Annotated in this window: 9 protein-coding genes; 5 read left to right on the forward strand and 4 right to left on the reverse strand. The window is 45.9% G+C overall.

Annotated features, from left to right (window positions below):
* Positions 1-13: 13 nt before the first annotated feature.
* From xdhC to OW491_RS07390, 4 genes are all read right to left on the reverse strand, one after another.
* Positions 14-853 (reverse strand): xanthine dehydrogenase accessory protein XdhC, encoded by an 840-nt coding sequence (gene xdhC / locus OW491_RS07375; RefSeq protein ID WP_290035389.1) that lies wholly within the window; start codon positions 851-853, stop codon positions 14-16.
* Complete coding sequence (xdhB, locus tag OW491_RS07380; RefSeq protein WP_290035391.1) at positions 850-3240, reverse strand: xanthine dehydrogenase molybdopterin binding subunit; 2391 nt, start codon at positions 3238-3240, stop codon at positions 850-852. The genes xdhC and xdhB overlap by 4 nt, the downstream gene beginning before the upstream one ends.
* Positions 3237-4784, reverse strand: coding sequence for a xanthine dehydrogenase small subunit (gene xdhA / locus OW491_RS07385; RefSeq protein ID WP_290035392.1), 1548 nt, complete (start codon positions 4782-4784; stop codon positions 3237-3239). Before xdhA ends, xdhB begins: the two co-directional genes overlap by 4 nt.
* 164 nt (positions 4785-4948) lie before the next feature.
* Complete coding sequence (locus tag OW491_RS07390) at positions 4949-6385, reverse strand: PLP-dependent aminotransferase family protein (protein WP_290035393.1); 1437 nt, start codon at positions 6383-6385, stop codon at positions 4949-4951.
* Positions 6386-6567: 182 nt separating this feature from the next.
* On the opposite strand from OW491_RS07390, the gene OW491_RS07395 reads away from it, so the two are divergent.
* From OW491_RS07395 to OW491_RS07415, 5 genes are all read left to right on the forward strand, one after another.
* Complete coding sequence (locus OW491_RS07395; protein ID WP_075172383.1) at positions 6568-6738, forward strand: DUF1127 domain-containing protein; 171 nt, start codon at positions 6568-6570, stop codon at positions 6736-6738.
* A 62-nt stretch (positions 6739-6800) separates the two neighbouring features.
* Positions 6801-7709: a PhzF family phenazine biosynthesis protein gene (locus OW491_RS07400; protein WP_290035394.1), complete on the forward strand. Its 909-nt coding sequence runs from the start codon at positions 6801-6803 to the stop codon at positions 7707-7709.
* An 87-nt stretch (positions 7710-7796) separates the two neighbouring features.
* Entirely contained in the window at positions 7797-8396 is a 600-nt protein-coding gene (locus tag OW491_RS07405) for a CBS domain-containing protein (RefSeq protein WP_075172381.1), read from the forward strand.
* Between the two features lie 131 nt (positions 8397-8527).
* The gene (locus OW491_RS07410) at positions 8528-9685 is read left to right on the forward strand and encodes a type III PLP-dependent enzyme (protein WP_215151860.1); all 1158 of its coding nucleotides are present in this window, start codon (positions 8528-8530) and stop codon (positions 9683-9685) included.
* Between the two features lie 191 nt (positions 9686-9876).
* Entirely contained in the window at positions 9877-12348 is a 2472-nt protein-coding gene (locus tag OW491_RS07415) for a bifunctional diguanylate cyclase/phosphodiesterase (RefSeq protein ID WP_290035396.1), read from the forward strand.
* Positions 12349-12361 lie beyond the last annotated feature (13 nt).

Here is a 12361-nt window from a genome sequence, read left to right on the forward strand (position 1 = left end):
AGTAGAAATCCACTTAGCCAAGGTGGTGTATTTCGGCGTGGCTAGAGGTGTTTTGTGTGCCTTGTTTGCACGCAGTAGCCACCTGTTGTTGATAGGTCTGAATCAAGTGGGCGGCAACGGATACGGCAATTTCCCCGGGTAGTTTGCCGCTAATGCTTGTTAATCCAATCGGGCAAGTTAACTGCATAATCTCTTGTTCTGTAAAGCCTTTGTGGCGCAATCGGTGTTCGCATTTTCGCCGTTTTGTGTCTGATCCGATCATACCCAGATGCAGCGCGTCTTTGCGAGCTAGCACAGTCTCAACAATAGCTTGGTCGAGTTGATGGTTGTGTGTCATTACCAGCACGTAACTGTTTGGAGGTAGATCTTGCACGTCATCAGTCAGTTGCTCACTAATAATGGGCTGAGTGTTGGAGGGTATGATTGACGGGAATTCGTGTTCACGAGAGTCTATCCACCTTACTTGGCAAGGCAGGTGCCCGATAATAGGCACTAGCGCTTTAGCTACATGACCTGCACCAAAAATGGCGACTGTTAGCGCGGGCGGGTTGATCGGTTCGAATAGCAATGTGATAGCGCCTCCACAGCATTGGCCTAGCGAAGCGCCTAAAGCAAAATGTTCTATCTGCGACCGCTGTGCACGATTCGCTAAAAGCAAACGAGCATGTTTAATTGCTTTGTGTTCTAAGTGCCCACCGCCAATCGTATCGTAGCACTGCTCTGAGGTGACAATCATTTTAGCCCCAGCTTCTCGCGGCGTTGACCCTTTATGTTCTGCCACCGTAACTAAAACCGCTGATTCGCCGGCGGCCGTGATTGTTGCTAGTTGCTGGATCCAGCTCGTCGATGTCATGCCTTACCACCGGCCGTGGCTTGTTGGTTGGCAGATTGCGCATGACGCAGCTTGTTGATGCCCATCAGGATGCGTTCTGGTGTTGCTGGTGCATCGATAGAAGGGTGAATCGCATAATCCGCTAAACTTGCTACAGCGTCTTTTAATGCACACCAAACAGATATTCCTAACATGAAGGGGGGTTCGCCAACGGCTTTGGAGTGGAAGACTGTATCTTCAGGGTTTTTCCGATTTTCTACCAGTTTTACATTAAAAATAGGAGGGGTATCGGCAATGGCGGGGATCTTGTAGCTGGCTGGTCCGCTCGTCATTAGCTTTCCTTGGTCGTTCCAGACAAGTTCTTCTGTGGTCAGCCAGCCCATACCCTGAATGAAACCACCTTCAACCTGCCCTATGTCTATTGAGGGGTTTAATGAGGCTCCTACGTCATGAAGGATATCAGTGCGTACAACACGGTACTCGCCAGTTAGCGTATCGATAACGACTTCGCTGCAGGCAGCGCCATATGCAAAGTAGTAAAAGGGGCGACCAGCGGCTTTGTCACGGTCATAGTAAATTTTGGGTGTTTTGTAATAGCCAGTGCTCGATAACGATATTTGCCCAACATAGGCTAGGGCAATGAGCTCATCAAAACTGATAATCTGCTCGCCTGCTTTAACATGGTTATTGTTAAATGAGACCGCTGTTTCGTCACAGTTAAAATGCAAAGCGGCAAAGCTGATGAGCCGCTGTTTTATAGTCGTTGCTGCGGCTTCGGCCGCCTTACCGTTGAGGTCTGTCCCGGAGGAGGCCGCCGTTGGTGATGTGTTGGGTACTTTTCCTGTGTTGGTTGCCGTGATTTGAATACGCTCAAGGTCCACCTGGAATACTTCGGCGACGATTTGCGCCACCTTCGTGTTTAGGCCTTGCCCCATTTCAGTCCCACCGTGGTTAAGGTGAATACTGCCGTCGGTGTAGATGTGCACTAGAGCGCCTGCTTGGTTAAGGAAGCTACTCGTAAACGAAATGCCAAACTTAACGGGCGTCAGGGCTATCCCTTTCTTCATTAACCGGTTACGGCTGTTAAATTCTTTAATGTGTTCGCGTCGTTGTTGATAATCGCAACTGTGCTCCAGCTCGTTGATCATCTCGTCAAGCAGGTTGTCTTCTACCGTTTGGTGATAGTGGGTAATGTTTCGCTCGGTTTTTCCATAAAAGTTGCGCTTGCGGATCGTCAGAGGGTCTGTTTTCAGGTGGTGTGCTATGGCATCCATTATTTCTTCGATGACGACCATACCCTGCGGGCCTCCAAAGCCTCTAAAGGCCGTGTTTGAGGCGAGGTTTGTTTTGCAGCGATGTCCTGTAATTACGGCATTGCCAAGAAAATATGCGTTATCCGCATGAAACATGGCGCGGTCGACGATAGCGCCTGATAAATCAGGTGAGTATCCGCAATTACCGGCCAGCTCAATATCAATGCCTTGGATGATGCCCGAATCATCAAAACCCACTGTGTAGCGGCTATAAAATGGGTGCCGTTTACCCGTCATGGTCATATCTTCATGGCGCGGCAGGCGCATTTTAACTGGTCGACCTGTTTTTAAAGCGGCTACGGCACATAGGCAGGCGAGTGACGCAGATTGTGTTTCTTTACCTCCAAACCCGCCTCCCATTCGGCGCATATCAACAACTACTTTATTCATAGGCACGCCAATAACCTCGGCTACCAGTTTTTGCACTTCTGTCGGGTTTTGGGTTGAGCTGTATACGATCATCCCACCGTCTTCCGTCGGCATGACGCTGGCAACTTGTGACTCTAAATAAAAGTGCTCTTGCCCGCCGATATGCAATTCGCCTGACAGCGTATGAGTGGCGTCATTGAGGGCTGCTTTTGCATCGCCAATCCTGTGTTCATGGCTTTCTTGAACAAAGTGTTTCTTAGCTAGCGCTTCTTCAATATCAATAATAGCGTCCAGAGGCTTGTACTCGATCAATGCGGCTTTAGCGGCTGTACGAGCAATCTCCAAGCTAGTGGCAGCAACAGCAATAACGGGTTGGCCTAAAAACTCGACTTTGCCGTCCGCTAATAAAGGATCTCCGGGAAATACTGGGCCTATATCTAATTGGCCGGGCACATCTTTCGCCGTTAATACACAAGCAACACCGGGTTGGTAGCAACCGGACAAATCCATGTGGGAGATTTCAGCATGGGCGTGAGGGCTCATTAGCGCATAGATGTGCAATTGGTTTGTAAAGCCAAGCCGATCATCAACGTAAGTGGCTTCGCCTGTGACATGGCGTTCGGCGCTTTCATGAGGGATTTTTTTGCCGACACCGGTTTTTAAATCCTGCTTAAAGCGCTCCAGCATGGCTTCATGCGATAACGTAGGCGTTGGTGTATGGCTCATGATGCATCTCCTTGGGCTGAGGCGGTTGTCCCGACATCAATAGCTAAATCATAGGGCGCTAACAGCGATGCATCTGTAATACGTGTGCTGGCTACTGTTTTGTCGGTGCTGTGGGTGGACTCTATCCAGCACTTTTCAAGTAAGTTTTGGGCAATGAGTAGTCGGTATTGGGCGCTCGCTCGAAAATCACTGAGCGGCGTAAAGTCATCAAGCAGGAGGTCTTTCGCGGCTAATGCGTTCGCTTCATTCCATTCTTTGCCTAGTAAAAATGCTTCTGTAATCTGAGCCCGTTTGGGGGTTGCCGCCATTCCACCAAAAGCTAGACGACAATCGACAATGACATTCCGGGAGTTGCAAACAATTCTAAAGGCGCCTAGTACAGCTGAGATATCGTCGTCTAAACGCTTAGAGATTTTATAAATTTTGTAAATAGCCTGTGGCGGTTGTGGTGGAATGTGAATAGATTCTATGTATTCTCCGCTGGCTAGTGCCGTTACTTTGTAATCGACAAAGAAGTCTTCAAGGTTGATTGTACGGGAGCCACTGGCTGATCGAAGTGTTAGGGAGGCGTCAGCGGCGATCAAAGCGGGTGGGGAGTCTCCTATTGGAGAAGCATTGGCTATGTTTCCGCCAAGGGTCCCTTGATTGCGAATTTGCAGAGAGGCAAATCGATTAAGTAGTTCGGCAAAATCAGGCAAGTGTTGCTTTAGTGCGTTTGCGCTGTTTGATAACGTAGCGGCAGCGCCAATGACGAGCGTACCGTTTGCCCAACGAATGTGTTGTAGCTCCGCTATTGAGCCTACATAAATGATAGTGCTGAGTGCTTCGTGAAACTGTGTGATAGAGAGGCTTAAGTCCGTTCCACCGGCTAATAGGTTGGCTTCTGGATAAAGGTTTAATAATTCACACAGTTGCTCGGTGCTGGTGGGCGAAAAAGCATGGTGTGTTCCATCAGAGAGAGAATGTTGCTCGGTGGGCTTAATGCTCAGCAGATCTTCGGCCGTTCGAGCACTATTACGCGAAAACTGATCGGTGTTGGATAAGGTTGATAAGGCTTTGGCTGCATTAAATATAGGTTGGTAACCTGTACAACGGCATAAATTACCACCTAGTGCGAGTTCAGTGGCATGACGATTATAAGGGGTGTCTGCAGTCGCGTTCTTGTAGTGAGCAAATAGAGACATGACAATGCCAGGTGTACAGAAACCGCATTGAGAACCGTGCTCATCAACCATGGCTTGTTGAACGGGGTGTAATTGCTCGTTATGTTTAAGGTTTTCGACGGTGATAAGCTGCTTACCATCTAATGCGGGTAGTAATGTAAGACAGCTATTGATGGTTGTGTAAATCAGTGGCGGTGTTGACCCATGGTTGTTCGGGTTGAGCTCCGCTAGCACCACTGTACATGCGCCGCAATCGCCAGAAGCGCATCCTTCTTTTGTACCTGTTTTGCCAAGCGTAAGCCGCAAGTAATCGAGTACGGTTGTGTTGGGATCTACATCGTTGAGTGTATGGACTTGCCCATCTAATAAAAACCGTATCACGTTTTCCCCCTGAGAGCGCTGATGGCATCTGGTTTTGTCATGTTAGGATATTAATTTTCTGACTTTTGAGTCAAGTTTTATTCGTCGACATGTCGCTAATCAGTAAATTGAGCAATCAATATGCCAGCTTTGCTTTTTTAATCAGTTATCAGGTTTTCGGGAGCTTACTGGACTGTTTGTTTTTCTTTAATCATGGCTTTGGCCAATAAACCTAGCTGTTCAACGGCTTTGTCGGAGCGTTCGTCACCGCGTTGGGCAAAGTTGAGTCGCATACAGTTCCTGTATTTTCCGCTAGCAGAGAACAGTGTGCCTGGAGCAATGCTGGTGTTAAACAACTCGGCCCGCTTATTCATTTCAACCGTATCGATATTCCCTGGTAGCTCAACCCATAAAACAAAACCGCCGAGTGGGTAACTCATACGCGTGCCGTCAGGGAAGTGCTCTGTAATGAGGCGTATTAAGTAATCACGGTTGTTCTGATACTGCTGGCGCATTTTGCGTATGTGGCGTTCGTAGCCACCTTGTGCAATAAACTCTGCAATGCCTAATTGAGCTTGTGTCGATGTACTTGCCGTGACAACGTACTTCATATGCATTACTTGGTTGAGGTAGCGACCGGGAGCGACCCAGCCAACACGTAAGCCCGGCGCGAGTGTCTTTGAAAAGGATGAGCAGTATAGGACACGACCTTCTTCGTCCATCGATTTAATAGAAGGAGGGCGCGGCGATTGATAGGCAAGGTCGCCATAAATATCATCTTCAATGATCGCTAGATCATAAGGTTTAGTGAGTGCCAACAGCTTTCTCTTGTGCTCGGTTGGCATGGTGTAGCCCAGCGGATTGTTGCAAGTTGGCGTTATTTGTAAGGCTTTGATGGGCCATTGTTCGAGTGCCAGCTCTAAAGCTTCTAGGCTGATGCCTGTCTCAGGATGCGTGGGGATTTCCAGTGCTTTTAAGCCTAGTGCTTTGATGATCTGTAACGACCCATAAAAATTAGGTGAATCCACTGCAATGATATCACCGGGTTTACAAAGCGCGAGCAAGCTTGAGGAAAGCGCTTCTTGGCAGCCGTTAGTGATAACTAGATCGTCGGGATGTAATTGGCAACCAGAATCGACCATTAATCGGGCAATTTGAAGCCGTAGCTTGTCAGAGCCTCGTAGTGTTTCATAAGAGAGTAAATCGCGCGTGGGTAGTTGTCGGTTAATATCGGCGAGTAATTTGGTTAATGGTTTAATAGAGGGGGCATCTAAGTCAGGTATTGCTCGGCTTAATTGGATGCTGTCGGGTTGATAATTTGCGCATAACAGGTTTAAAACCTCCTGCCAGTGAGTAACTTCTAATGGCCGTTGAGAAGGGCGAGTGATATTAGGGAGATTAAGCGGCGTGTTCTGCCTATCCAGCACGTAATAGCCTGATTTTGGGCGTGACTCAGCCCACCCTTGATCTTCAAGTAACCGATAAGCCTCTTGCGCGGTTGAAATGCTGACCGAATGAGATTGGCTAAGCTCTCGTATAGAAGGAAGTTTATCACCTACTAGAAAATAGCCTTTTTCAATACGCTCGCTGATCTGTAGAGCAGTTTGTTCATAGAGTTTCACGTGCAGTTACCTTTTTGCGTCGGTTTTTCATAGTGCAGTGACAGATTCACGTTTTTTTAGCAGTACAGATCAGTTTTTGTTTATCTGTACTGTTTTTAAAAAATTGTATTTGGATCTGTAATGGTTTCAGTTTACTCCGTAATCTATACACATCGCAACGAGAAAACATACGGAGGTTTCTTATGGTTATTATAGGGTTGGTTAAACGTGTAGTAGACGAATGTCTTCGGCTACTCAATCGTCAGAGAACACGTCGACAATTGTTATTACTCGACCAAACATCTTTAAAAGACATAGGGTTGAGTCGAAGTGATGCATTAAAAGAGGGGACTAAACCTATGTGGCGCAGCTAATAAAACGTCAGAATAAAGGTAGACAGGAACCGTTCTTCGAAACACCGGTAGGGAGCAAAAGCATGCAGTCATTAACGTACTACACTTTAGATGTATTCACTCACACTCAATTTGGTGGGAACCCCTTAGCCGTTTTTACTGATGCTGTAAATTTGCCTACTCATGTAATGCAACAAATAGCTAAAGAACTCAATTTGTCAGAAACCGTTTTCTTAGGTGAAAAGTCATCCATTACCAATCGCTGGCCTGTTCGCATCTTTACCCCCGATCGTGAATTGCCGTTTGCCGGTCATCCTACAATAGGGACGGCATGTTTGTTACGTGAATTGAGTTGGTTAGATATGTCGAGCCCGCTCGTGCTAGATGAGGGTGTAGGCCCTGTACCTATAGAGTTTGAGCCTATTGAACATGGCGGCTACATTGCGCGTTTCCAATGCGCCGTTGATCCCATAGTTGAGGCGTCTAAATATGATCTGCATCAGGCTGCAACTTTGTTGTCATTAGATGAACAGACAATTGCAGATCTACCCTATATTGCTGACTGCGGTATCCCTTTTTTAATGATTCCGTTAACGCACTCAAAAGATGTTGAAAATGCTGTTTTTAATTTCAATTTTTGGGCAGATCATCTAAAAGGTAAAAGAGTTGAAGATGTCTGTATCTATGCGGTCTGTAGCGATAAAAATGATGTAAAAATGCGCATGTTTGCACCAGCATCAGGTATTGCAGAAGACCCCGCCACAGGCAGTGCTGCGGCCGCATTATCGGGAGCCTTAGCGCTACGTGAAGAGCAGAAAACTGGGCAAAGAAAAAGCCATAATCGAATGATATATCAAGGGGCGGAAATCGGGCGGCCAAGTTATATCGGAACTTTCGTGAAGCCCCTTGAGTCTAGTGGCTACAGGGTTGAGGTGTTTGGGCAATCACAATTGGTTTCTCAAGGTACTTTTTACTTACAAAGCACAGTCTAATGGCCCATTTAGATTTTAGATTGCGACTGGCAGGTTTTAGGGAGCACGCCTCAATTTTTTTAACTCAGTCCCCTAAGGAGGCCGGCGATGTTAAAAGATTTTCGCCAAGTTCGTTTGCAAGATATCGCTGATGTTTCAGAAGTTGTTACCCCAAAAATTGTCAGTGAACAAATTACATTAGCAAGCCCCGCAGAAAAAGTTATGACCGACTTTAATAGGGTTATGCCAATTACCGCATCAAAAAATATGCAAGTTGATCACGCATTACAGTTGATGAAAACTCAACATGTGCGCTTATTGTTGGCTACTAATGATCAAGGCGAGTTTGTGGGTATTATCACAGCACGTGAGATTTTAGGCCGCAACGTTATGGCTTACATGAAAAGTAATGACATTCCTCGAGAAGATGTTTTGATCAAACACGTGATGATTGCTAAATCCCGCCTAAAGGCTTTAACCATGGAGCAAGCACGACAGGTTAAAATTGGTGATGTAATGGAAACCCTTAAAGGTTCTGGTGAGCAGCATGTATTAGTGGTTGATAATGCCACGAGTACTAAAAAGATCTGCGGTATCGTATCGGCTAGCGATATTTCTCGCCAGCTGAAGGTTGGCTTTGATGTACTTTACGAAGCTAAATCTTTTGCTGATATCGAACAAATTGTGACACACGGTCGAACCATTTAGATAGGAACAGGTCTTTGTGGTCAGGCTGCTTTTGATCTATACTCCGCAGCCAATTGAAAGCTCGTAATGTTACCCATTACGGGCTTTTTTATTAATTGTTTTACTGAAAGATAGATGAGGTTGATTCAATAGTGAATGCTCGTGATCAAATAGCTCCAGCGTTTTGGAAAAGCGTAAAACACTTAGCCGAGACTAAAGAGGCTCCTTTTCTGGTAGTTGATTTACAAACTATCCAGCAAAAATATCTAGAGTTGGTCAAAGGTTTTGATTACGCCAGTATTTACTATGCCGTCAAGGCGAATCCCGCACCAGAAGTGGTAGGGTTGCTAGCAAGCTTAGGGGCTAACTTTGATATTGCGTCAATTTACGAGCTGGATCGAGTGCTTCAATTTGACGTTGAACCCCATCGTATAAGCTACGGAAACACCATTAAAAAACGCAAAGATATAGCCTACTTTTACGAGCGCGGCATACGTCTGTTTGCGACAGATTCTGAAGCCGATTTGCGTAACATTGCTGAGTTTGCTCCGGGATCTCGTGTGTATATACGTATCTTAACGGAAGGTGCTGAGGGGGCTGACTGGCCGTTGTCCCGCAAGTTCGGGTGCAGCCCAGAAATGGCTATTGAATTAGCAGTATTAGCAAGGGATCTGGGCTTACAGCCCTACGGTGTCTCATTCCATGTAGGCTCCCAACAGCGCGAAATAGATACGTGGGATGGGGCAATAGCCAAAGTCAAAGTTGTGTTTGAGCGTTTATTTACTGAGCATGGCATAGCTTTGAAGATGATCAATATGGGAGGCGGATTTCCAGCGCAATATCTCCAAAAGAACAATGATATATCGGTATATTTGGAAGAGATTTCTCGCTTTTTAACCGAAGATTTCCCAGAAGAAGTTCCCGAAGTGATTCTAGAGCCAGGCCGTTCGCTTGTCGGAGACTCAGGTGTAATGGTCTCTGAAGTCGTTCTTATTTCACGAAAATCGTCAACGGCATTAGAGCGTTGGGTTTACACCGACGTGGGTAAGTTTAATGGGTTGATTGAAACCTTAGACGAATCAATAAAGTACCAAGTGCTTACTGATAAAGCAGGTGAGACAGAAGAAGTAGTGATAGCCGGTCCAACATGCGATAGCATGGACATCATGTATGAAAATCACAAGTATGCATTACCCTTGTCACTAGACATCGGTGATAAGCTTTATTGGATGTCTACTGGTGCTTATACAAGCAGTTATTGTGCCGTTGAATTTAACGGCTTCCCGCCGCTACGTACTTACTTTATCTAGTGGTCAGGCCATTGATCAATAAAACATAACCCATGTATGTTTTATTGATCATGGCCAGTAAAAAGTACTATTAATGTGGAAGGATCAGGAAAACTGAGTATTATTTAAAGTACAGATAGGCGGAAATTTAAGATAGGTTTGGAATTTTGAAAAAGTACGCAGGCTATTTTCTAATTTGGGTGGAATGATAGATGAGTACTGTAAAATCGACGTTACCAAGCAAAGATTCAATAGAAATCATTTTCTTTATATCAGGGTATTATCAACCTGAAGCTGGTATTTTTTCTGTCGATGCTGACTCAGACCCATTTTTAGGCTTTATTCCTAATCAGTGGCAGCAACCTCACTTCATTGACAGCTTAATTCATCCTGATGACATGCAAAGCTGGTCTCAACTCACCGCGCAAGGCTCAGAATCTGGCACTAAGGGTTCCCGAGTTCTTCGGATAAAAGATGCCAGTGCTCAATATTGCTTGGTCACTTTGCAGTTGACTTGCGAAGTGCCCTCAAACCCCCGTTTATTATTATCTATCCAGTCTTTTCCTAAAATGGAGCAGGCTATTCGGTACAGTCTCTCTGAAAATTTACCTGTGCTAGTTTCAGAGCAAGCCAATCATTATTTGAATATTGTTGGTGTCATTATTTTTACGCTTGATAAAGCAGGTTGCATCACGTTGTTAAATCGATTTGCCTGTCGTTTGTTGGGGGTAACGCACCAAGAGGCGATCGGCCTAAATTGGTTTGATTGCTTCATTCCGGAGGCCGATAGAGATGCTGCCCGTTTAGCGTTTTCAAATTTAATGAAAGGGGAGCACGCGCCTAATCAAGAGGTTGAGCGCCCTATTGTAAACAGTAGAGGGGAAACCCGCTTGATTCGCTGGTATAACCAAGTGCTCACGACGGCTGAAGGCGATCGGTACGGCATTTTATCATCAGGGACTGACATTACTGAGCAGCGACAATCAGAGCAGGCGCTGGCAAAAGCGGAAGAGCGATCTCGTTTATTACTCGAAAATAGTAAAGAAGGTATTTTTGGGATTGATTTAGATGGGCTTATTACCTTTATCAACCCAGCGGCAATCAATATGCTGGGCTTTTCGTTTGATGAACTCATCCTGCAAGATGGACATGCTCTTTTTCATCACTCAGACCGTTTAGGTCGCAAAATTAGTGCTGATGAGTGCATGATGCTAAGCGCAGCTAGAGATGACCATAGTTATCGCGTGGATTCTGATGTGTTATGGCGCAAGGATGGAAGCTACTTTCCTGTAGAGTACTGGAGCTCTCCGATTAAACAACAGGATAAAGTTATAGGGTCTGTTGTTACTTTTCATGACATTACTCACCGCAAGCAGGCTGAAGAGCAGATTCGCTACTTGGCGTTTCATGATGCCCTGACGGGTCTGCCTAACCGTCGATTATTCCAGGATCGGTTTGAACACGAGTTGTTATTAAATCGCCGTTCTGGCCATATTTGTGCGTTGCACATGATGGACATCGACCACTTTAAAGAGATTAACGATACTCGTGGGCATCCAGTCGGTGATGCGCTTTTAGTGGAAGTTTCCCGCCGAATATCTAAATTGCTGCGTGCCGAAGATACCTTTGCACGTTTGGGAGGTGATGAATTTGCTATTTTGCAAAGTGATGTTCGTGACCCTGTAGATGTTGCGGCAATGGCGGAGAAAATTATTCAGTGTTTCTCAGTTGTCTTTGAGCTCAATAGCCATGTCATTAAAACCTCAATTAGTTCGGGGGTTGTTGTTTGCGATAAAGACTTATCGGTCGATGAGTGGATTTCCAGAGGAGATATCGCACTCTATCGAGCAAAAGAGAACGGTCGCTCGTGTTATGCATTTTATCAAAGCGAAATGACCGATTTGGTAAAGAGGGATGCCGAGCTGGCTCACCTGCTAGGGAGCGCGCAAATCCGTCAGCAGCTTTACGTCGAATATCAGCCACAGTACTCATGCCGGACGCGAGTCTTAGAAGGCGGGGAGGCGCTTTTGCGCTGGCGTCATCCTGAGCAAAAAATAATTAGTCCCCAAGTGTTTATTGCTATCGCAGAAAAGCGTGGAATGATCGATGACATCGGCTTATGGGTGGCGCAGCAAGTGTGCAGTGATGCGTCTCGATGGTTCTCAAACCAACTCGAATTTGGTCGCATATCGTTTAATTTATCGCCTGTCCAGTTGCGCAGCGAAGAGGGCATGAAAGCATTGCTGCAACAAGTTGGCGAGAGCAAGGTGCCGCTGAGCTGTTTTGAAATAGAAATTACTGAATCGGCTTATATGGATGCATCGCCGCAGACATTAGCATTACTTGACTCCTATGTATCTGAAGGGATGGGGCTTGCTATCGATGATTTTGGTACGGGGTATTCTTCTTTGGTGGCTTTGCGTAAATTAAGTGTGAGCCGCTTGAAAATAGACCAAAGCTTTGTGAAAGATATGTTGCTCGATCCCAATGAGGCGCTGATTGTCAGTGCAACGGTATCCTTAGGCCATGCATTGGGCTTGAATGTTGTCGCTGAGGGAGTAGAAGCCGAAGAGCAATTAGAGAAATTATGCTCGCTTGGCTGTGATTCTGCACAAGGTTATTACTTGAATCGCCCTATGTCAGCCGAGTGCTTTGAATCCTTGTTACAACAAAAAAAGCAATAACCCTTGTCATTTG

Source organism: Neptunomonas sp. CHC150, from assembly GCF_030397555.1.
In the GTDB taxonomy this organism is placed as follows: Bacteria; Pseudomonadota; Gammaproteobacteria; order Pseudomonadales; family Balneatricaceae; genus Neptunomonas; species Neptunomonas phycophila.

Coding starts and splice junctions, on each gene's coding strand:
- OW491_RS07405 (WP_075172381.1), top strand. CDS start 7,797: ATGTTAAAAGATTTTCGCCAAGTTCGTTTGCAAGATATCGCTGATGTT.
- OW491_RS07415 (WP_290035396.1), top strand. CDS start 9,877: ATGAGTACTGTAAAATCGACGTTACCAAGCAAAGATTCAATAGAAATC.
- OW491_RS07400 (WP_290035394.1), top strand. CDS start 6,801: ATGCAGTCATTAACGTACTACACTTTAGATGTATTCACTCACACTCAA.
- OW491_RS07395 (WP_075172383.1), top strand. CDS start 6,568: ATGGTTATTATAGGGTTGGTTAAACGTGTAGTAGACGAATGTCTTCGG.
- xdhC (WP_290035389.1), bottom strand. CDS start 853: ATGACATCGACGAGCTGGATCCAGCAACTAGCAACAATCACGGCCGCC.
- xdhB (WP_290035391.1), bottom strand. CDS start 3,240: ATGAGCCATACACCAACGCCTACGTTATCGCATGAAGCCATGCTGGAG.